Origin of the sequence: Pseudobutyrivibrio sp. MD2005 (genome assembly GCF_000621865.1) — a bacterium.
Lineage (GTDB): Bacteria > Bacillota > Clostridia > Lachnospirales > Lachnospiraceae > Pseudobutyrivibrio.
The window spans coordinates 104015-125687 of the sequence record NZ_JHXE01000013.1 but is presented as its reverse complement, the minus strand read 5'-3'; the positions used below and the strand labels follow the sequence as shown (position 1 = coordinate 125687).

Below are 21673 nucleotides of genomic sequence, written 5' to 3'. Positions count from 1 at the left end.
TCAATTTCCTGTTATTTTTTTCCAGTCTTCGTATGTCTGTGTATGCTTGACGTCAAGCATATCCTCATCGATTTCTTTAATCCTATTAAAGGATTGGATGAGTGTAGCTTTTGTCTTTACATCATTTCCATAATCTAGTTCCATTCCGTACTTAGCATTGAGATATTCCTGCCAAAGTAAATCCATGTATGCACAAATATCTGATGCCGTACCAACTATTTCTTTATATATGCCATCTGCTTTCTTTTCAAAATGAGCCAACAGCCCGGCCTGATCTGTAATCTTTTCAGTGATTCCAGATAGATTATCAAGATATGATTTAAACTTTTTATCTCCATAACCATTCATATAATCATCGATGATAAATCCCTTTATCTGGATGTTCTTGCTCTTGAGATGATTATAAAGTGTCATATTAGCTGCGTTGTGCAACTCTGTAAGAGCCTCATTGGCATTCATGATATCATGCTTTGCATTATACTGGGCACTGGTAAGTATTACCGGGCAAAACGCCAAGCCGTATTTTTCGTTTTCATAAACCTTGCCTGATTCTATATCAGTGTAAGATTCAAAGCCTGTAAGTTCCTTGCCAATGGCACCTATTTTATTTTTAAGCTTTTTGGAATCATCAACCCCCAGCTCGTTTAATGCTGCAAACTTATCTGCTGATGCATAAACAGCCACTACCATAACCTGCTTTAAAGGCTCGATTTTACCAACTTCATCGGAGCCTATGTAGGTGCCTGGTTCAAAACTAAAGCTACTGCCAGAAGAAGACGCTACTTTTGAAGCAGCGCCACTACCTTTAAGCGCCTGACAGGCTTCGCTTTCAGATGTGTACCCCTTAAACTGACATCTAAGCTCGTAGACCTTTCCATCGATGCTTTCGATAGCTGCTGTCTTACCCTTTCCGGCAGTATAATACCCCTTTATAACTTCATTAACACCTTCTATCACCCAAAATTTTGCTTTCGCCATAACATTATCCTCGCAAACGATTTTATACCAGCTCTGCCAGCTCTTCTACTATCTCTCCCATTTTGCGCAATGCAGCCTCTATAGGTGCCGGTGTAGTCAAATCAACTCCGGCTATCTTAAGTAACTCAACTGGCGCATCCGTACATCCTGATGATAAAAACTTCTTGTAGCGGGCAACCGCCTCATCACCTTCAGTAAGAATCATTTCTGCAATAGCAACTGCGGCACAGAATGATGTTGCATACTGATATACATAAAAATTGTAATAGAAATGAGGAATACGAGCCCATTCATATGCAATTTCATCATCCGAAATCATATCTAGACCATAATAACGCTCATTTATGTCCTTATATAGGGACGATAAATTTTCAGCGTTCAATGACTCTCCATTTTCCACCATTTCATTCGTAATCTTTTCAAACTCTGCAAACTGAGTCTGGCGATAAACTGTGCCTTTAAAGCTATCCAAATAATGATTAAGAAGATATGCTCGTTCCTTTTTATCATCACAGTTTTTAAGCAGATATTCCAAAAGTAAAATCTCATTGCAGGTAGATGCCACCTCAGCTACAAAAATTTTGTAGTTGGAATAGATATATGGCTGTGCACTGTTTGAATAATGAGAATGCATTGAATGTCCCATTTCATGTGCTACTGTAAACATATCATCAAATGTATCGTTGTAGTTTAAGAGCATATAAGGATGGCATCCATATGCTGTTGCAGAGTATGCTCCACCCCGTTTGCCTTTATTTTCATATACATCAATCCAACGATTTGAAAAGCCTTCTTTTAGGAGTGCAACATAATCTTCTCCAAGCACCGCAAGAGCTTTTAAAATAGTCTCTTGAGCCTCTTTATAGCTCACTGACTTTGCCACATCTGAAATCATCGGAGTGTAGATATCATACATGTGTAGCTCATCCACACCCAAGCACTTTTTTCTTAAAGAAACGTACCCATGCAGCTTATCCAAATTCGCATTTACGGTACTCACAAGATTCTCGTAAACCTCAGGAGAGACATTATTTCCATCTACTGCAGCCTCTAAATTAGAGCTATAATTTCTCACACGAGAATGAAAAATGCGCTGCTTTACTTCACCGTTATAAGAAGCCGCAAAGGTGTTGATAAACTCCTTCATTCTTCCATAATATGCATGGAACGCATCCTCTCTGACCTGCCTGTTTGAAGACATCAACAATGGAACAAAACGTCCATTTGTAATTACCACGTCTTCACCAGATTCGTCCTTAATTGTTGGGAAAGTAATATCTACATTTGTAAATGCCTCGTAAACTTCCCCAGGAGTGTTGGACATCTCAGCTGTTAATGCCACAACCTTTTCCATTTCAGCCGAAAGTGTATGAGCCTTTAATCTTTGTATTTCATGGATTTGCTTTCTATATAGTTCAAGCGCTGGCTCATCCTTGTAAAACTGCTCCAGCTTCTTTTCATCACAAGCCAGTATTTCTGGATCTATAAAGGCTAATTCAGAGCCAATCCCTGCCATCAGAGAAAACATCCTAGCATTCATCCCCTGATGCTTTGTATTTCCTTGATCCTGATCAAAAAGACGGGCTGCATAACTATATGCTTTTTCAAGTTTTTCAGAAGCAACTGCTGCATTTTCTAAGACTGTAAGAAGTGATGATGCCGATTGGCACACCTTACCTTCGTAGTCTTTTATCAATGCCACTTTTTCATTGATAAGAGCAATATCCCCCTCCCAATCATCATCGTTTTTATATAAATCATTAAGGTTCCAGGTGTCTTCAATTTTCACCTGTTCCCTGGAAATTAGTTCTTTCGCCATAGTCCATTCCTCCAAGCTAATCTTTCATTATTCTATCACAGATTCTTCAAAGATACATTGTATTATGAAAATGCTATTATCCACAAGATTAAACACATAAGGAGGTACCCATGGCAGATAACAGAGAAGCCCTTATAATGGGACTAAATCAAGCTATGAACGGAAATAAAGAGGATGAATTAGGTCGTCAATTTTTCGCTGATACTAACACCTTGAAAACAGGTGCTGCCGGTGGAAATACTGAAGTTAGCGTAATTATATCAAAAGAAGAATTTGCTAGAATTGCAAGTGGAATTGTGAAATATCACATCACAGATAGACGTGGTATTGAAGATGGAAATGATATCACATTTAACGAAGTAGAATCCGATGGATTCACCCAAACTGGTCACAAGCTTACCAAACGCGTACTAGATGTAAAATCTTATTTGCAGGTACAGGGACTAAAGGATGGGTTCTCCATCGTATCCTTCTAAATGCTTTATATTTTATCGTATGTTTTTCCAAAGATGTCTCGCTCGATAATGTAGACATCGGAAGTGTCTGTCGCAGACACAGCCATATAATCACCAGGCTTACCGAGATAATAGTGTTCTGGATCCCACTTGGTAAAGACCTTGGTACGAGTCGTAATTTCTTTTGCATATATTTCGCTGGTGCCCACGGATACACAGCTGTGGGCATACGGCAAAATTTCTTTGCTTACTCCATTAATAACATCCTTTATTGTAGGAGCATACTCTCCTGGATATACATACTCAGTGTCTTCCACCTGATATTTCTTTTCAAAATCCTTGAGTGACATTGGGTATACTTCACCTTGGATTCCTATAGCAATAATAGTGTCATCGCTTATATCAAGCTCAACATCACCTTCAAGTGTACGAACTATTGTCTTAGTAGATGCAGGCATAACATCAGTAGCCTTCACGAAGCCCACGTGTAGGCGTTTTTTTCTATATTTAACCATTGAGCTTATATCAGCCTGATATTTATCTGCATATATAATTTCGTTATTCAAGAAATATTCATGCATCCTTTCTCTAAAGAATTGTTGAATTGTTGGGGCTGTATAATCAAGTTCCTGAAGCTCCAAAAGCCTTCTTCGTATAGAACCTCCAGCTTTTATCAAATGGCCACCGCCATCTCCGACTCCTGCGCATATAAATCTGGCAAGCTCATCAGCCTTTACTTCTCTGACACAGCTTCTAACAGATATTTTGATGCCGCCCTCGTGAATAGAGTAAACCAGACAACAATCCACATCTTCAACTTCCAAAAGCATATCTGAAATAATGCCAAGTACATTTGGGTCGCAAGGATCAGATTTAACTATCGAATAATGATTCTCACTGTAATACTCAGAACCTAAAAGAGCAATTCCAGCTATTCTAAGCTCTTCCTGTGAAATATTAGAATTTTTAAATTTGGTAATCTGTGACGTGCTGTAATTAAGCTCGTCTCGCATATCCATGTCCAGAGGATGATGTAACTCCGAAAAGTTATTACTATCGGTCATCAGTCCATAATACAGCGCTGTAGACAATTTTATATCAGCTTCTACAGGATAATTCTCTGCACGAAGCATATCCCACACCACTGTTGCACAGCTGGCTTGATAAGAGCGAACCTCTGAAAGCTCAGGCAAAAAGCTACTTACCTGATGATGGTCTATGATTGCGATATTCTTCGCAATAAACTTTTGAATATTTCCTTCACCATATTGGCTATCCACAGTAATGATAACATCTGGATTTTCATCTGCATCAATATCCAAAAGCTCACTAAGCTGCTCCTGATATCTAACATGATGAATTTTGATATCAAGGTCTGCCAACATTAGCTTCAGGTTGCTTTTGGCAATCTCAAAATTACCGCCATAGACAAACTTAACATTTTTCTTATGACTCTTGAGATATTTCACCACAGCCAAGCCTGCCGCAAGTGCATCTGCATCAGGATTATTATGGCACTGTACAATTATATTATTAAACTCTAATAACTGTGAAAGCTTCAAATGCGTATCCTCCGAAATAACCAAAAACCTTTACCCCAAAGTAAGCGACAAAAAGCTTTAGACACTTACATGTCTTCATTATAAAAGAATGAATATAATTTGTCATTCGTAGATGTAAAAAGTCTTGCATTTCAGACAAAAATATTTTCTAAGACATATTGCTATGCTATTATTATTGTTTGGAGGTACTAAGCATGGAGATTGAAAGAAAATTCCTAATCAAAGAATTACCTGATTTATCAAAATATAAATTTACCGAAATTGAACAAGGCTATTTAAGCACTCAGCCTGTTGTTAGAATTAGAAAAAAAGGTGATAAATATATTCTTACATACAAGGGTAGCGGTCTTATGGCCCGTGAAGAAATAGAAGCCAATATTTCAGAAGAAGGCTACAAGCATCTGGCCGAAAAGATTGATGGCAATCTTATCACCAAAAAGCGCTATTTTATTCCACTAGACCCTTACACTATAGAACTAGATATATTTGAAGGTCACATGGCAGGGCTCATTATGGCGGAAGTTGAATTTCCAAACGAAGAAGAGGCAAATAGTTTCACACCTCCTGCTTGGTTTGGTGAAGACGTCACAAACGACAGACGCTATCATAATTCCAATATGATTTTCGGCAACCCTTTTGCTGAATAATAAGCTAATTTTAGGAGGCAACATGATTAAGACAATTATTTTTGATATAGGCGGAGTTCTAGTGGGCTATGACTGGACTGCTTATTTAATGAAAGAATTCAACTCAAATATAGAATTAGTTGAGAAGATTAAAGCTAATATTTTTGGCAATCACAAATGGGACGAGGTAGATAGAGGCGTTCTCACAAACGATGAACTAGTAGAATTATTCACCAAAGATGCCCCTGAAATTCGCGATGAAATCATTCATTTCTGGGACACTTGTGGCGATGCTCTTTGGCAATACGATTTTGCCAAGGACTGGATTACGGAATTAAAAAATCGAGGCTATCAGTTATTATATCTTTCAAACTGGTCTTCTCATTTGAGACAGCTTGCTGCCAAGCAGCTGGATTTTCTTCCAATGCTTGATGGCGGAGTCTTTTCCTATGAAGAAAAGCTTATAAAACCTGACCATGCAATCTACAACCGTATCATAGAAAAATACAATCTTGTCCCAAGTGAATGTGTATTTATTGATGACACTGAGCGAAATATTATCGGTGCCAGAGAATGCGGCTTAAACGCTGTACACGCAAAGGATAAGAATCACGAAATAGCAGTAAAAGAATTAGAGGCACTTTTAAAATGACATCAATCAGCCCTTAAAACAACCTTTCCTGCCATTCTGCTTCTTTAAATCCAAGCAAAACAAAATCATCTCCAATTACTAGAGGTCTTTTTACAAGCATTCCGTCAGATGCCAAAAGATTAAGCTGTTCATCCTCGCTCATATCTGGCAATTTCTTGGATAATTCCATTCCTCTATATAGTTGCCCGCTTGTATTAAAAAACTTCTTTAGTGGCTGCCCACTTTTCTCATAGGCCGCTTTAATAGTATCTTTGTCTGGATTATTTCCTTTGATATCAATAAGCTGGTACTTGATACTATTATCATCAAGCCACTTCAAAGCTTTTTTGCATGTTGTACATCTATCGTAACAGTACACCTTCATAATCGAACCCTCCTTATAATTAACTATTATAAAATAGGAAAAGGCAATCTACAAGGAAAGTACACAAAGAGATGAGTATTTTGTTCCAAATGAGTTCCTATTTCAAAAGGACTTTTTAAATAACAATTTTTGACCACTAATTGTTAAATTATTTATACGACAAAATCTCTTAAGCATTATAGTATTTTAGTAACTTTATGTATTAGGAGGATTCTTATGGAAATTTTAAAAGTAACAGACCCAGAATTTACCAATTACGGTAGAATTATCGAAGGATACGATGATGAAAAAAAGCAGATTATGGAAGCTTTAAGAGATAACACTCCTATTCCTGATGGCACAGACTATGTTGCCGAGGAAAAAGCTCTTCAGGACCTTGCTGCTTCTGACAAAATCACAAATTCGCTTTTTGGTGGTTCGCCTATGCAGTTTGGTTGGTGCAATGGTCACAACACAAAGCTCAACTGTCTTGAATATCATCGTTCAAGCGAAATCAACTTAGGTGCAACTGATTTCATCCTTCTTCTTGCTAAAAGAGAGGAAATCGTCGATTACAAACTTGATTCAAGCAAGGTAAAGGCTTTCCTTGTACCAAAGGGTGTTATGGTTGAAGTATACGCTACAGCTCTTCACTATGCTCCATGTCAGGCTCACAAGGATTCAGGCTTCCAGGTATTAGTTGGATTACCAAAGGGCACAAACGTTGGAATGCCACAGTTTACACCAGGCAACCAGGAAGATAAGCTTTTGACAGCTACAAACAAATGGTTACTTGCTCATGCTGAAAGTTCTGAAGCAAAGAACGGAGCTTGGGTAGGTATCACCGGCGAAAACATTGATATCGCAAAAGACATTTAAATAAAGAATTGAGGCCATGCAATCCAGCATGGCCTCTTTTTTGAAGGAATGAAGAAGAAAAATTACCATATACGATAATTTCCGCTAAGTGCCAACATAGCGAAAAGATACAAACAATTGTCAAAGTAGCGTCTTTCACCGCTACGAAGAGGTGTATTCCAAAACTCCTCTACTGCCTTGAGAGCAATCTCTCCATCCGCTGCTAAACTAGCTTGAGCTATTGTAGCAGCTAAGCCAACAGGATGAAGAGCCGTTCCCTCAAGTACTGTCCCATCAATCTCATAAATTCCTCTACGTTTATCGATTGGGAGGCTTTCGAAAAACATTTGAAGATTGTTGGCAGTATTTTTACACCATTTTCCAAAGTCGGTGTTCTTATCAGCCCATTCATAATCAAGGCCAATATTTGCTATAGTCCTATATGCATCGCTATAAAACCAGTCATGTCTTCCACCGAAATGTTCATGGTCTGGATAAGGCTTGCCATTATAATAACTATATTCTGGGGAGAGACCTGTAACAGGATGGCAAGCTTTTTTGAGATATTCGCGACTTGCTGCTGCACATTTTTTCCAAAGCTCTTTGTCTTCGTCGAAGCAGTTTTTTGCAAATAAATCATAAAAGTGAGGAAGATGATAGGACGGATCTGTAAACTCAAGTCCAGGTACGAACTTAATCAACCCATCCTCATTCCACATATTGTGGCCTCCATACATTTCTTCATGATGAAGGCACACTCTTAAAAGCTCTTTAGCTTTCAAGCCATAGTTGTAGATGCCTTCGCCATCACCCCAACGATGACTTGCGAATATTAACGCCATTGCGAAAAACTCTTCGCCATCAGGTGCTGGTCCATCGGCATTTTTTCTACCGCTTTGATCTACTGACCATGCAAAGTATCCCTTATTTTCACCATCTTCAAGATACATGTTTGTCATAGCCCACTTCCAAAGCTGGTCGAATTCCTTTTTCTTGTTCATCTGAACACACATCATCATTCCATAGGATATTCCTTCTGTACGTGTGTCGTTATTACCTGTATCCACAAGATATCCCATAGAGCCGTCCTCTGTTGTCTCAAAAAAACGGTCAGCTCCATAGAAAATCTCGTTAAATGTATCGTTTACCCTTTGCTCTATTTCGGCTGGGGATTTGCCTATCTCTAAAAAAACATTTCTATAAGTCATAAATAATTTACGCTTCCCACTAAAGTGGGGCCTCCTATTTGCTTATTCCTTAACACCACCTAGTGTCAGTCCAGTTACAAAATATTTTTGTAAGAATGGGTATATACATATAATTGGAAGCATTGTGATTATTGTCGCAGCAGCTCTAACAGATGTAGGTGTAACAGAGCCCTCACCAGCATTCTTCATAGCTTCTGCTGATGAACTCTGATTTGAAACTGAAGAAAGGAGTTTCATTAACTCATACTGTAATGTTGTGTATTCAGATGCCATTCTGTTATAGAGCATTGCGTCGAACCATGAGTTCCACTGACCTACTGCCACAAAAAGTGCAACAGTAGCGTAAACTGGCTTACATAATGGAGAAATAATTTTTAGGAAAATAGTTGTGTAGCCAGCTCCGTCTAACTGTGCAGATTCTTCCAAGCTGATTGGAATACCTTTCATGTATGTCCTAATGACAAGCATGTTAAAAGCAGATATCATTCCAGGAATAACATATACAGCAAAACTATTGGTCAATCCAATTGATTTATATAGGAGGAATGTAGGAATCAATCCGCCATTAACATACATTGTGATTACCCAAAACAACGAAACCTGCTTTGAGAACATAAAATTTTTACGACTAACAATAAATGCAAGTATTGCATTTGTGATAAGTGCAAGTAGTGTACCTATAATCGTTCTGGCAACAGTGATAACTGCTCCTGTGATAAGGTTATCTTTTGCAAGTACTGTCTCATAGTTTTTCCAAGTAAATACTCGAGGCACCAAATAAATACCACCACGAAGTGCATCGGTACCATCGTTTAAAGAAATAGCTAGCGTATTTATTACTGGATATAATGTTACTATCACAAATACAATCATAAATATGCCATTGCAAATTCTAAAAGTTAAATCACCAGCTGATATTTTCTTATGTGATTTTGTTCCTGTACCTATTTTCACTTTAAAACCCTCCTTATTCTGGATGGTGCAAGCAACATTTGAATTTTGATTCATTTTCACACCTCCTAGAATAATCTTTCTTCGCCGTGTCGTTTTGCAATATTGTTAAATACTACAATAAGGACTATGGAAACCACGCTCTTGAAAATACCTGCGGCTGTACCAATTGAGTAATCGCCCTGGCTAATACCCCATTTCAATACATAAATATCGATTGTCTGAGATACATTCTGTACTAATCCATTTCCCAGCAAATACTGAATTTCGAAGCCTGCATTAAGTACATTACCAACATTCATAAGAAGAAGAATCATAATAGTTGGCTTGATGCCTGGAAGTGTAACATTTTTTATTTTTTCCCATCTTCCTGCACCATCAATAGCAGCAGCCTCATATAAAGAAGGATCAATAGATGTGATAGCTGCTAAGTATATAATTGCATTCCAGCCAGTTTCCTTCCAAACATTTGCGAAAGCGACTATTGGCCAGAAATAACGTTCATGTGCAAAAAAGTTTATTGGCTGTGAAATACAACCAAAATGAAGTAAAAGTGTGTTGATTATACCTGTTCCAGAAAGAGCATCGTGAAGTATGCCTGTAACGATGATCCATGAAAGGAAGTGAGGTAAGTATGAAATTGTTTGTACTACTTTCTTGCCACCCTTGCTCGCCATTTCATTTAATAGAATGGCAAATACAATAGCCATAACGAAAGTAACTACAAGATTAATAATTCCCATTGCCAAAGTGTTACGTATAACTCTAAGGAATGCTACGTCCGAGAACAATAATTTAAACTTCTCTAAACCTACAAACTGTGAATGTAAAAGACCAGTTACAGGTTTATAATTTTGAAATGCCATTACCCATCCAACAAGTGGCAGATAATAGAAAATAAAGCCGTATGCAGTAATTACTGCAGCCCAGAAAATAAGTACTTTCTGGTGCTTAAAATCAACCATATTAAAGGATTTCTTTTTAGTCATATTTTCCTCCCGATAAGGTACTAAATGGTAATTTTGGGTAAAAATATAGAGGGCACCTTTTGATATAGTGCCCTCTAGGGGTTTATATCTCTACCTTTTTAATATAAGCAAAATGCTACTCATATTTAGCTGCTTCTTCCATTCTTCGATCAAGCTCTGTCTGCATCTCTGAAATGAAATCTTCAGGCTTGCATTCCTTGTATACCTTCATGTATTCTTTCCAACCTTGTTCGAAGTCTTCTGACATAACTACTTTTGGAAGATACTGATGTTTAATCTCACCCATCTTAGCCCATGCCACTCCACCAGGTGTAGATGTTGTAAGTGTGCTTGAATATGTATACATTGGATACCAAGATCCAGGAGCTGGTGTTGTTCCAAGCATTTCAACATATGTCTTTACGCCATATGCTTCAAAGCACTTCTTAATTGGCTCTGAAAGTCCATCAAAGAATTCGCCTTCTTGCTCCTCTGCTCTCATAGCATTCTTACCATCACGACTTGTACCAATGTACTGTGGGAAATATGAGTATGTACATAAGTGTGAAGCCTTATATGCTGTATCTGATGCCTGCTTTCTCATCTCAGGTGTTCGATAATAGAGTCCATTATCATCTACAAGATAATCTTCTCCTTCTACACCCCAGAATCTTAAATCATGAATATCCTGACCTAAAAGATCATCTATAAACTGAAGTGCACCTTCAACATCTTGGCAAGATGTTGTAATTGCAAGACCTGCTGAAACATTTTGTACTCCGCCTGAGTTGTGCCACTGATTCTTCATGCCTTTATCAATTGTGATTGGAAGTGGTACATACTGGCAGCCCTGCTCATCAAGTCCAGCTGCTTTAATTGCATCTTCGCCGTTATATGCGAAATCCCACCACTGATCTACCATACCGAGTACACGGCCTGAAGAAATCTTAGCTATGTACTCGTCATATGTCTGTGTGAATGACTCAGGATCTACAATCCCCTTTTTGTACTCTTCATTTAATTTCTGGAAATACCTCTTTGCTGTTGGAGTTGTGTTGTAATCGATAATCTCAAGCTTATCAGGATCTACAATAACCGAACCATCATTTGGATAACCATCGAGGAACTGTGGTGCATTCTCTAAGCAGAAATATCTCCAGTCATCACAGAGAATTGTATAAGGAATATTCTCAGTTCCATCCTCCATTGTTGGATTTGCTTCATTGTATGATTCAATTAAGTCAAAGTACTCATCAAGTGTCTCTACCTTTGGATATCCAGCCCATTCAAGAACTCTTGCCTGAATCCAGAAGGCTTCGTCATTATGAACACATGCGCGTTCCTCTCCGTATATATTAGAGAACTGTGGAATCCAATAAATATGTCCGTCACTCTGACGAAGTGCATCCCACTCTTGCTCTGTAAAGAATTCCTTAATATTTGGATAATTGTCAATATAATCATCAAGTGGTACAAGTGCGCCAGCTTCATACATCTGAACTGAACTATTACCAGCATCAACAAAATCTGGATATTCACCACCTGCAATAAGTGTACCAATTGCTTCTTCTGCTGTCTGACCAGTCAGCCATGATTCCTTTACTTTACAGCCAGTCTTCTCTGCAATAAGCTGCTGAATTTCGTTGTCATCATTGATTTCTGAGCCAGGCACTGCAAAGAATGCTGTAAATTCTTTGATGCCATCTTTGTTTACTACTCCGCCATTTTGCTTACCGCATCCAGCAAACATGGTAGAGAGCATTGCAACGCAAAGCACAGCGCTAACAATTTTCTTTTTCATAGAAACCCTCCTGTTTTTCCTTTGTTATGGTAATATTCTATGCCAGTATAAGGTACAATTCATCGGATAAAGTATAGATAAAAGGGGGAGAAATTTTTATAATTTCTCCCCCTTTCTTTGAGTCATCTTAAATATTCTTTTTATACTTCGTAGGTGTGCAGCCCATAGCTTCTATAAACTTGTTAACAAAATAATCAACGTCTTTATAACCCACAGCCTCAGCCACTTCATATATTTTCATATCGGTTTTACGAAGTAAGTTTGTAGCCTCTTCAATACGTTTTTTGTTTAAATAATCCTTAAATGAACAGCCATATTTCTTTCTAAAAAGCTGACCTAAATATGCTGAATTAACAAAATATTTTTCACTTAAATCCTTCAGTGTAAGATTTGATGCATAGTTCTTTTTTATCTCCTCTTCTACATCGCCAAGTACACCTCTTGATACGTTTTTGCGTAATTGACTTAAGTACTCTCCATATGCATAAGACATTCTGCAAAGATGTGTTTTACCACCTCTACTTGTGCCATCATCAGATGTACTTACTGAGATAATACGAAGAATTTCTTCTTGATTAACCTCACTATCAAGTTCACTTGCAAGATGTATAAGCTGGAATAAAAGGTAATTTATATTTAATGTCATTGTGGCATGTGTCATTCCAGTCTTTTGCATTTCCTCATAAAAATCGTCTACGCATTTACGAATTTCTACATGCTCGCCTCGCTCTATTGCAACGATTAAGGCATCTAACTCTTTCTTACAAATGATGAGCCCAGACTCCCCAACCTTGTATTCTTTATTATAAAAATATATGTTTTTCTTTTCTCTAAATCCTTGAAGCGAATGCAGCATATTGGCAGTACCATAGGATTTTGAAATATTTCGAATATCAGCAACATCCTTTCCCACAAACATAGTAAGAGCCAAGCCGGTATTAGCCATCATATAATCTAAAAATGATTCAAGATACTCCTCTGAAGTAAGCTGTAGTTTTTGTCCCATGCTTTCGCTGTAAATAAAACCAATATCAAAAACCTGCTCACTATCTGAAATATCGCGAATACAGAAAATGGCGTCTTCTTTAAGATAGTCACAAGCTGCTGCATAAACCTTTCCAATCTGCTGCTTTTTATCTACATCAAGAGTCTCCTCACCACTAGTTTGATCATCTAGCTGAATTTCAACATAGCATTTTTCTTCACTTATATTCGTCTTATCTTTAAGATAATCCAACTCAGATGCATCGTATTTACCACTTAAAAGATGCATCAGGGTACGCTCCATATAAGCCTTTTCCTTCTTCATAACATCTCGCTTGTGAGATGTCTTCTCAGTATTTAAAGCCGATACCCGTGTAAGAATTGACAGCAACTGCTCCTTTTCAACAGGTTTTAAAATGTAATCTGCACAATCGTAGCGCAAAGCTTCCTGCGCATAGCCAAATTCAGCATAACCACTGAGAATAACAAAATATGTATCTTTTTTTAATTCTGTCCTAAGTGCTTTTAAAAGGTCTAGTCCTGACATAACAGGCATCTTTATATCTGCAATAATCAAATCCACTGTGTTATCTTTGATATAATCCAATGCATCCTGCCCGTTACTAGCAGTAGCAATATGATAGCCCTCTTTTTCCCAATCTATTAAAAGCTGTAATCCCTGGAGTATGAATGGTTCATCATCAACTAATAAAACTTCTAACATTAGTGTAACCCCTTTAAATATTTCACTGGAACTTTTATTTGCACAAGTGTACCTGTGCCTGGTTCAGAATCAAGATTAAAGCTAGTTTCCTCATCTGATATCATCTTGAGCCTGAGGCAAGCATTAATAATACCAACTCTTCCCTTTTCTTTGAGCATTTCGATATTAGCAAATCTCATTCTGCGAAGAAGATTTTTTCTATCTTCCTCATTCATTCCATTTCCTGTATCTTCAATCTCAAGAGTCATAAACTCATCATCAGAAGAAGCTCTAACAAAAATCCATCCTGGTGTAATTTTACTTTCTATACCATGAACGCACGCATTTTCCACAAAGGTTACAATAGTAAGCTTTGGTATCAACAAATTCATGCATTCATCATCAATATCTACATCGAAAGATAGTCTATCACCGAAACGATACTTCTGCAATTCAAGATAGGCCTTAACGAACTCCACTTCCTGAGCAATTGTCACAGCATCCTCATCCCACTCAGTGTACTGGCGCTGAAGCTTAGCAAGCCTTTCTACCATTTCAGATGTCTCAGTTTCCTTCTTTAAAAGCGAATGCATTCGTATACTTTCAAGAGCATTGAAAAGGAAATGTGGATTAATCTGGCTATGGAGTGCAAGAAGCTCAGCATTTTTTCTGGCAACAAATGTTTCCTGTTCCTTAAGCTTATTTTGGTATGAAGAATTCATAAGGCTACTTACAAATAGTGGCAGACTCATATTCACAAGAATTAAGAACAAGAAATGGTACCATCTTCTTTTCATTACACTTATGAATAGGTTATTCTTATTCACTATCTCTATAGTAAGATCCTGCCCATAGACCTTAAATTCTTGTCTGTAGTCAATTCTAAGACTGTCATCTTTTTTATCGTAATCTTTATTTACATTGCTATATTTGCTGTTAGTCATTATGATTCTGTTGCTATCGCAAATATATGCACTATTTTCAAAATTCATATTTGCAAGACTATCAGAACATTTTCCGTAGTCGATTATAATAAGCACGAAATTATTTGACTTGCTGTTATAATAATTTAGACGCTGGAAATAATAAATGGTTCTAACTGTTTTACCATCTGCAAGTTTTCTTCTTCCAAAGAAAAGTCCTTTATTTCTATTGGAAGCTTCCATATATTTATACCAATCAGCATCATATGCCTTTTCTATTTTTTGAAACTCACCACCGTTTGTAATGGTGTCGTTGTCTAAATAAATAGAGAAATTAAGCCCTGATTGGCCTTCGACTATCTTGAGCAAAGTATCTTCAAAAAACTTCTGATAATGATTGTAATAATCAAGATTAGAGGTGTATTCCTCATTTAAAAATCTATCCACATAAAAGCTGCTATACAAAGCATTTCCCAGTTTGGCAGCCTGATCCACCTGATTAAAAAAAGTGTAATTAATGGCATTTGCTTCGTTTTCCATAAGATGTTCCTGGGTAGCTTCCTCGGCACGGTACACCCCGGAAACCACCAGTCCATCTATTAACAAAATAGGAATTATGACAAAGATAGTGTATATAAGCATCAAGCTTCTTTTACTCTTATTTGCCCTCTCAGCAATTTTGCTAAAAAACATTCGAAAACCCATTAATTACACCCTATTATTTATATATTTATATTTTTTCTACTGTGAGCCATGCAAAATCACAATGATTCTTACTTCGATTTCCATTTGAAGAAGTATACATTCCAACAGTGCAACCAACAAATCCACCTGCTTCTTCTGTTGTGTATGGTAACAAATCTATTTCATCTTCCATAAGAATATATTTATTATCAGAAACTAAATAGGCCTTTGCTTTTTGATGCTCAACCTGAAGTTCAAGAGTAACTACTCCTTCTGGCGCATCGCAAGTCGCACTTACTTCTTCAGTTTCTTTAACGCATTTACGAACTTGAACAAGTTTCTTTCCGCCCCTGTTTACAATTTCTAAAATCAGATGATTTGCATGATTTTGGAATAGCATTATTCCGCCACATTCATTTTCATTTTCTGGAGTAAAGTCAACTCCTACATTTACCTTAAATGAATAATCCTTCTGACGCAATCCCAAATAAGAAGGATAACACATTTCTTCAGCCTTTTCTGGGCGAGTAAATAGTCTCAAAAATCCTGGACGTTCATTAAGTGAATAAATATCGGCATTTCTTTTTTCAATTCCAACCAAGCGGTCATCCAACTTATCTGTGAAGAAATGAAGCTGGTCACTCCATTCATTTTCGGTAGGAAAAGCATGCTCATCTAATGGAATCTCGATCTCATCTGTAAGCTTTCCAATACCTGGATTAATCACTGGCCATCCATCTTCCCAAATCACTTTTGCAAGAAATGTTTCGCGTCCAAGACTGCAGTGCTTTTCACAAGGACGTGATGCAAGCATTACTATGTACCAGTTGCCATCTTTATCATCCAAAAGGTCTCCATGACCTGCGTAAATAATTGGATAATCCTTGCCAAGATTTCTATGCGTGAAAATAGGATTTCTTGGGCACCCCTCAAACCATTTAAACAATTCCTTAGAGCGTGCTACAGAAATAGCATGTTCTGGGCCGGTGCCACCTTCAGCGTGAAGCAGATAGTAATAGCCATCCTTTTTATAAAGGTGTGGACCTTCTGGCCAAATAACATCTTTCACTGCGCCCTTCCAGATTGCCATAGACTCACCTGTGAGCTTCATGGTATTTAAATCTAACTCCTGAACCCAGATTTCCCAATCGCCATTATAACGAACTCCATCTGGATTTGGGCGGGTGCCAACATAGTAGCATCTGTCATCGTCATCAAAGAAAAGTGATGGGTCGATGCCAGGAGCATCATCGCCTAGATAATAAGGCTCTGACCATGGACCTGCTGGGTCCTTTGCTGTAACTATAAAATTACCACCATAACTTACATTTGTAGTTATCATATAGAAAGTACCTTTGTGCTCACGGATTGTAGGAGCAAAGATACCTCGTGAAATTTCACCGCTTACAGGGAGCTGGCTTTCTCTATCTAAAACATGTCCTATCTGCTCCCAATGAGCAAGGTCCTTACTATGAAAAATTGGAACTCCAGGAGCATATACAAAACTGGAGCAAGCAATATAAAAATCATCTCCTACTCGACAGGCAGATGGATCGGGATAAAATCCCTTAAGTATTGGGTTGTGTGCTTTTACCATATTTTACCTCTATTCTTTCTCTCTATCTAACTAATCCAAATCCTAAGATTGTGAACTTGTTACGTATGTCGTCTTTGTCGACGCGAACCTCTAGGTGATGCTTACCAGTTACAGGCTCGTCGATTACGATGAGTGGGTTGCAGTGACACCAGCGATTTACGTATGGATCAAGGTCACGAACGAACTTGCCATCCACATAAACCTTTGCTGTGGCAGCATCAACCTCTCCTGAATCTTTCATTATGATTACCAGCGACTTGCATTCCACATCCATTTCAAATGGAGCATCACTGCCTTTTCCACCATCATACATCCAATTGTATGGGAACTCGCCTGTGAGACTTAAATCTAAATCCATCTCCACGGACTGAAGGACCTCATCCGTATATACGAATCCACCTGGTTGTACATAGACCAAATCTATATTATCTTTCTTATCCACAAGAATAACATCATCAAATGTATTTCCTATTGCTGGTGCATCCTCATAAGCTGGATTGTATTCAGCATCCGGCTCTTTTTCGATTGCCTTTTTCATTATGTTTATTAGACAATCTGCCATGATTTTATGACCTAGGTTTGTTGGGTGGAACATGTCGTAGAAATATTGATTCTTTGTGAGAATCCTATTCTCTCTATCGTAAAACTGTGGTGTAACAGCATTCTTTACACTCACCATTGGCAAATCATATCTAAATCCCACAGGCGCAAGCCTATCTTGCAGATTATAATCATCTGAAAATACTGAGAACATAAGCATTACCGCCGGCTCACTTGGAAGCTTCAACGCCTTTCTAACAAGGCTTTCATAGCATTTTCCCTTTGTCTCATCTCCATCATCATTTACTGCAAATTCTATAACAACAATATCAGGTGAAACTGTGCCGTCTCTTAACACATCTCTTTCAAAGCGAATCATTCCAAGCTCTGAAGGTGTACCGCCTACACCCGCCTTAACATAGTGGATGTTATCACCAGCGCCCATAAGCTCTTTAAATCCAAGAAAAGATTTGTATGCATAGCACTCTGTATTGATTGGCGTTGCTCCCGCGCCTTGAGTAATAGAACCTCCAATGTAGCAGATATTTACATCTTTTCCTGCCTTTGCTCTATTTATAGCTTCTACGAGACGCTTGGTATTTCCCAGGTGCACAAGCGATTGTTCAATCATATGGTTATATGCAGCTGAGCTTATATCTACCGGCTTATCTTCCACCTGTTCTGGTGCATCAAACCCATCATTTAAAAAGAATCTAACTGAAAGATATGCCTTCTGATTTGGTGCATCAGTATGGATTATGATTTGCCCTGGAATATCATCATCCTGCTTCCAGTTCACTTCCGAAAGCTTAATTCTTTCTTCTTTTGAATTCGTATTTACAATAGTAGTTAAGTTTGCTCCGCCACCATATAAATCTTTTTTACCATACATTTGAAATACAAATTCAGCCTGCTTATCTTTGTCCTCCATTTCAATTGAAACGCCAACAGAATGAATCAGTTCTTTAAAACCATCAACCGTCTCAAGAAGCTTTAATTCTTTTTCATCTGTGACATTTCCTGTAAATCCAGCGGAGCTGACCATTCTGCCATCGCTCTGATATAGATAAGCAACTCCTTTTCCGTTTTCATCGGCCTGAGTGACAACCTCTTTATCTTTTATTATGTAAAAATATGGTCTACTCTTTTCTGGATCTGTTGGAGCTTTCACTATCTCCATTACATTATCCTCCTTTTAGCCTTAAGCGGCTATTTAATATATAAGCATGAAAGCTTAATACTAATATTCTACTTCTGTAACCTCTCCCTTAAGAACGACTTCAAATTCATCGCATTTAATTCCTGTAAGCTCAGTGCTTCTTGCGTCAGGCTGTTGTCCTCCTACGTAAATTTTAAAGGCACCCGGTTCAACAATGCATCTTCCATTTTCATCAATTATTGCAAAGTCCCTAGCATTTAATTCAAAGCTTACATTCTTTGTTTCATTTGGAAGCAAATGAGCTTTCTTTATTCCTCTTAATGTAAAATTAGCAACCCTTGTGCTCGCCTCTAAATCCTTAACATACAACTGCACTGTTTCATGAATAGCATAGTCACCAACATTCTTTACATTAACTTTTACTGTAAATGTATCGCCAATCTGACCTTCATTCTTATCAATTGAAGCATCTAGATACTCAACCTTAGAATAACTAAGTCCATAGCCAAATGGATAAAGTGGTGTCCCTTTAAAGTATCTATAAGTGCGGCCTTCCATTGAGTAATCCTTAAAATCAGGCAAATCTTTATCTGATTTATAGAAGGTAAGTGGAAGTTTTCCAGATGGACTATCTTCTCCAAATAGAACTTCTGCAATAGCTTTTCCACCTCTTGCTCCTGGATACCAGCACTGGATTATCGCATTTACGTTTTCGTCTGCCCATCTTAGATCAAGTGCAGAACCTGCAAGAACAAGAAGTACCACAGGCTTTCCTATAGCTGTAATCTTCTCAACGAGCTCCTGCTGCAAGCCTGGAAGCTTCAATCCCTTCTTGTCTCCACTACCAAACTCGTTTCCAGCATCGCCTTCCTCGCCCTCAATTGTGGAATCAAGGCCCATCGCAAGAACTACAACATCTGAATGTTCAGCAACTGTCATAGCCTCTGCAAATGTATCTCTTGCCTCCGAAAGCACATGCATTCTATCCTTCCAAAGAGGGGTGCCATCGGAATGGAATACTCGCACATCTTCTCCAACATAGTGCTGAATGCCTTCAAGCACTGTGATATATTCAGAAGAAATGCCCTCATAGTTTCCAACAAGTGCAATTCTTGAGTTTGAGTTTGGTCCAATCACTCCGATTGTTTTGATATCATCTTTTTTAAGTGGAAGAATTCCATCATTCTTAAGAAGCACCATAGAACGTTTAGCAGCTTCAATCGATAGCTCCTTGTGTTCCTTGCATTCAACCATCTCGTATGGCACATCATCATATTTGCTTCCTCGCTCTGGAAGTGTTCCAAGGCGAAGGCGAAGCTCTATTAATCTTTCTACAGATTCTGTAATTGTATCTTCTGTAACAAGACCAGCTTTATATGCATAGAGAAGCTTTTCATATACACAACCGCAGTTCAAATCACAGCCGTTATTAACAGCAAGGGCTGCAGATTCCACCTCACAAGTGGTCACCTTATGATTCTCGTGGAAATCTCTGATTGCCCAGCAATCTGAAACCACGTGACCTTCAAAGCCCCAATCTCCTCTTAGGATATCCTTAAGCAATCTCTTGCTGCCACAGGCTGGCTCACCATTAACTCTGTTGTAAGCTCCCATTACAGCCTCAACCTTGGCATCCTTAACAAGGCGCTTGAAAGCATAGAGATATGTATCATACAAATCCTGGTCATTAACCTTAGCATCAAAATGATGTCTATCGGCCTCTGGCCCTGAATGAACAGCAAAATGCTTTGCGCAAGCCGCAGATTTTGGATTATCCAAATCATCTCCCTGAAGTCCCTTAACATAAGCCATGCCAAGCTGGCCTGTCAGATAAGGATCCTCACCATAAGTTTCATGTCCACGTCCCCATCTTGGATCCCTGAAGATATTCACATTTGGAGCCCAATAGGTAAGACCCTTGTAGATGTCTCTGTCATCGTGCTTAGACAACTGATTGAACTTTGCTCGTCCCTCGGTAGATGTAACATCACCGATTGCCTGAACCAACTCTTCGTCAAATGTAGCGCCAAGACCTATAGCCTGTGGAAATACTGTGGCATCACCAGCTCTTGCAACACCATGAAGTGCTTCATTCCACCAGTTATATCTAGGAATCCCAAGCCTCTCAATAGCTGCCGCATGATAGAGCATCTGTGAGCATTTTTCCTCTATTGTCATTTGGGAAACTAACTCTTTAGCTCGCTTCATTGTTTCCTTATTCATTACATTCCCCTCCATCTGTAGAATCATTTACCTGAACCATTTCAAGCTGATGATTGAATTCTCTACTAATATAATATAGTGACACTGTGGTACATAAAATCCATATAGCCAGTCCCCAGCTGATATACCATGCACATATTATGTAAGGCAAAAAAGTCACTATAAAAATCAACACCATTCTTGGAAAGTTTAAAAGTGCCATTACCATCGAAGCCTTAAATAGTTCTTTAAGTGTCACCTTAAATCTAGCTTCAAATACAAACATGCAATACGCTACCGACCATGCAACAAAACTTATTACTCCTAAAGCAGCCTTTCCTATAAACGGCATATTCTTACCAATCCCATAGAAAACATTGTACCAATCAAGTGCTAAAACAATTCCAATGATTAATACAACAATCCAAGCAATCGTTATCTGTACAAAATTCTCTTTAAATGATTTAAAATAGCTTTTCACTGCACTAGGTTCCTCACCTCTAGCCATCTTCATTGAAGTGTAGAATTTTGCTGTATGAGCAGCCCCGATGGTAATTATTGGCAAAGAAAAAACTAATGTAAGTATGTTAATAATAATATAGTCTGTTACCTTGCCTAAGAATTCCATAAACTCACTGTCAGGTCTAAAAAAACTCATAA

Annotated in this window: 18 protein-coding genes; 4 read left to right on the top strand and 14 right to left on the bottom strand. The window is 38.2% G+C overall.

The features are described from left to right. Both T498_RS0105475 and pepF read right to left on the bottom strand, forming a co-directional pair. Positions 1-978, bottom strand: a complete 978-nt coding sequence (locus tag T498_RS0105475) for a hypothetical protein (protein WP_028235044.1) — start codon at positions 976-978, stop codon at positions 1-3. 22 nt (positions 979-1000) lie between these two features. After that, on the bottom strand, positions 1001-2797 hold the full coding sequence (gene pepF, locus T498_RS0105470; RefSeq protein ID WP_028235043.1) for an oligoendopeptidase F: 1797 nt from the start codon (positions 2795-2797) through the stop codon (positions 1001-1003). A 110-nt stretch (positions 2798-2907) separates the two neighbouring features. On the opposite strand from pepF, the gene T498_RS0105465 reads away from it, so the two are divergent. Further along, positions 2908-3273 carry a hypothetical protein gene (locus T498_RS0105465; RefSeq protein WP_028235042.1) on the top strand — a complete coding sequence of 122 codons (366 nt, stop codon included), beginning with the start codon at positions 2908-2910 and terminating at the stop codon, positions 3271-3273. A gap of 5 nt (positions 3274-3278) precedes the next feature. Here T498_RS0105465 and T498_RS14995 read toward each other — a convergent pair whose 3' ends face one another. Beyond that, the gene (locus tag T498_RS14995; RefSeq protein WP_051524617.1) at positions 3279-4814 is read right to left on the bottom strand and encodes a DHH family phosphoesterase; all 1536 of its coding nucleotides are present in this window, start codon (positions 4812-4814) and stop codon (positions 3279-3281) included. Between the two features lie 194 nt (positions 4815-5008). On the opposite strand from T498_RS14995, the gene T498_RS0105455 reads away from it, so the two are divergent. After that, entirely contained in the window at positions 5009-5461 is a 453-nt protein-coding gene (locus tag T498_RS0105455; protein ID WP_028235041.1) for a CYTH domain-containing protein, read from the top strand. A 22-nt stretch (positions 5462-5483) separates the two neighbouring features. Then, entirely contained in the window at positions 5484-6092 is a 609-nt protein-coding gene (locus tag T498_RS14990; RefSeq protein WP_051524616.1) for an HAD family hydrolase, read from the top strand. A gap of 13 nt (positions 6093-6105) precedes the next feature. Here T498_RS14990 and T498_RS0105445 read toward each other — a convergent pair whose 3' ends face one another. Next, a complete protein-coding gene (locus T498_RS0105445; RefSeq protein ID WP_197019921.1) occupies positions 6106-6456 on the bottom strand; it encodes an arsenate reductase family protein in 351 nt (116 codons plus the stop codon). A 216-nt stretch (positions 6457-6672) separates the two neighbouring features. On the opposite strand from T498_RS0105445, the gene T498_RS0105440 reads away from it, so the two are divergent. Then, the gene (locus tag T498_RS0105440) at positions 6673-7314 is read left to right on the top strand and encodes a DUF4867 family protein (protein WP_028235039.1); all 642 of its coding nucleotides are present in this window, start codon (positions 6673-6675) and stop codon (positions 7312-7314) included. Positions 7315-7376: 62 nt separating this feature from the next. Here T498_RS0105440 and T498_RS0105435 read toward each other — a convergent pair whose 3' ends face one another. From T498_RS0105435 to T498_RS14985, 10 genes are all read right to left on the bottom strand, one after another. Then, positions 7377-8501 (bottom strand): glycosyl hydrolase family 8, encoded by a 1125-nt coding sequence (locus T498_RS0105435; protein ID WP_028235038.1) that lies wholly within the window; start codon positions 8499-8501, stop codon positions 7377-7379. Between the two features lie 42 nt (positions 8502-8543). Beyond that, positions 8544-9509, bottom strand: coding sequence for a carbohydrate ABC transporter permease (locus T498_RS0105430; RefSeq protein ID WP_081779686.1), 966 nt, complete (start codon positions 9507-9509; stop codon positions 8544-8546). A gap of 11 nt (positions 9510-9520) precedes the next feature. Further along, complete coding sequence (locus T498_RS0105425; RefSeq protein WP_028235036.1) at positions 9521-10441, bottom strand: ABC transporter permease; 921 nt, start codon at positions 10439-10441, stop codon at positions 9521-9523. A gap of 115 nt (positions 10442-10556) precedes the next feature. Then, the gene (locus T498_RS0105420) at positions 10557-12221 is read right to left on the bottom strand and encodes an extracellular solute-binding protein (protein WP_028235035.1); all 1665 of its coding nucleotides are present in this window, start codon (positions 12219-12221) and stop codon (positions 10557-10559) included. 127 nt (positions 12222-12348) lie between these two features. Beyond that, complete coding sequence (locus tag T498_RS0105415) at positions 12349-13929, bottom strand: response regulator transcription factor (RefSeq protein ID WP_028235034.1); 1581 nt, start codon at positions 13927-13929, stop codon at positions 12349-12351. Then, a complete protein-coding gene (locus tag T498_RS0105410) occupies positions 13929-15524 on the bottom strand; it encodes a sensor histidine kinase (RefSeq protein ID WP_197019920.1) in 1596 nt (531 codons plus the stop codon). Before T498_RS0105410 ends, T498_RS0105415 begins: the two co-directional genes overlap by 1 nt. Positions 15525-15561: 37 nt before the next feature. Continuing rightward, entirely contained in the window at positions 15562-17112 is a 1551-nt protein-coding gene (locus T498_RS0105405) for a glycoside hydrolase family 43 protein (protein WP_028235032.1), read from the bottom strand. 22 nt (positions 17113-17134) lie between these two features. Next, on the bottom strand, positions 17135-18832 hold the full coding sequence (locus T498_RS0105400) for an SGNH/GDSL hydrolase family protein (protein ID WP_028235031.1): 1698 nt from the start codon (positions 18830-18832) through the stop codon (positions 17135-17137). Positions 18833-18892: 60 nt separating this feature from the next. Next, complete coding sequence (locus T498_RS0105395; protein WP_028235030.1) at positions 18893-21034, bottom strand: glycoside hydrolase family 3 C-terminal domain-containing protein; 2142 nt, start codon at positions 21032-21034, stop codon at positions 18893-18895. Beyond that, positions 21027-21671 carry a YesL family protein gene (locus T498_RS14985; RefSeq protein WP_051524614.1) on the bottom strand — a complete coding sequence of 215 codons (645 nt, stop codon included), beginning with the start codon at positions 21669-21671 and terminating at the stop codon, positions 21027-21029. The genes T498_RS0105395 and T498_RS14985 overlap by 8 nt, the downstream gene beginning before the upstream one ends. Positions 21672-21673: the final 2 nt, after the last annotated feature.

What these genes read in the sequence shown, in the direction of transcription:
- T498_RS14985 (WP_051524614.1), bottom strand. Translation starts at nt 21,671, where the DNA reads ATGAGTTTTTTTAGACCTGACAGTGAGTTTATGGAATTCTTAGGCAAG.
- T498_RS0105475 (WP_028235044.1), bottom strand. Translation starts at nt 978, where the DNA reads ATGGCGAAAGCAAAATTTTGGGTGATAGAAGGTGTTAATGAAGTTATA.
- T498_RS0105425 (WP_028235036.1), bottom strand. Translation starts at nt 10,441, where the DNA reads ATGACTAAAAAGAAATCCTTTAATATGGTTGATTTTAAGCACCAGAAA.
- T498_RS0105395 (WP_028235030.1), bottom strand. Translation starts at nt 21,034, where the DNA reads ATGAATAAGGAAACAATGAAGCGAGCTAAAGAGTTAGTTTCCCAAATG.
- T498_RS0105420 (WP_028235035.1), bottom strand. Translation starts at nt 12,221, where the DNA reads ATGAAAAAGAAAATTGTTAGCGCTGTGCTTTGCGTTGCAATGCTCTCT.
- T498_RS0105400 (WP_028235031.1), bottom strand. Translation starts at nt 18,832, where the DNA reads ATGGAGATAGTGAAAGCTCCAACAGATCCAGAAAAGAGTAGACCATAT.
- T498_RS0105465 (WP_028235042.1), top strand. Translation starts at nt 2,908, where the DNA reads ATGGCAGATAACAGAGAAGCCCTTATAATGGGACTAAATCAAGCTATG.
- T498_RS0105445 (WP_197019921.1), bottom strand. Translation starts at nt 6,456, where the DNA reads ATGAAGGTGTACTGTTACGATAGATGTACAACATGCAAAAAAGCTTTG.
- T498_RS0105440 (WP_028235039.1), top strand. Translation starts at nt 6,673, where the DNA reads ATGGAAATTTTAAAAGTAACAGACCCAGAATTTACCAATTACGGTAGA.
- T498_RS14990 (WP_051524616.1), top strand. Translation starts at nt 5,484, where the DNA reads ATGATTAAGACAATTATTTTTGATATAGGCGGAGTTCTAGTGGGCTAT.
- T498_RS0105435 (WP_028235038.1), bottom strand. Translation starts at nt 8,501, where the DNA reads ATGACTTATAGAAATGTTTTTTTAGAGATAGGCAAATCCCCAGCCGAA.
- T498_RS0105405 (WP_028235032.1), bottom strand. Translation starts at nt 17,112, where the DNA reads ATGGTAAAAGCACACAACCCAATACTTAAGGGATTTTATCCCGATCCA.
- T498_RS0105415 (WP_028235034.1), bottom strand. Translation starts at nt 13,929, where the DNA reads ATGTTAGAAGTTTTATTAGTTGATGATGAACCATTCATACTCCAGGGA.
- pepF (WP_028235043.1), bottom strand. Translation starts at nt 2,797, where the DNA reads ATGGCGAAAGAACTAATTTCCAGGGAACAGGTGAAAATTGAAGACACC.
- T498_RS0105410 (WP_197019920.1), bottom strand. Translation starts at nt 15,524, where the DNA reads ATGTTTTTTAGCAAAATTGCTGAGAGGGCAAATAAGAGTAAAAGAAGC.
- T498_RS0105455 (WP_028235041.1), top strand. Translation starts at nt 5,009, where the DNA reads ATGGAGATTGAAAGAAAATTCCTAATCAAAGAATTACCTGATTTATCA.
- T498_RS0105430 (WP_081779686.1), bottom strand. Translation starts at nt 9,509, where the DNA reads ATGAATCAAAATTCAAATGTTGCTTGCACCATCCAGAATAAGGAGGGT.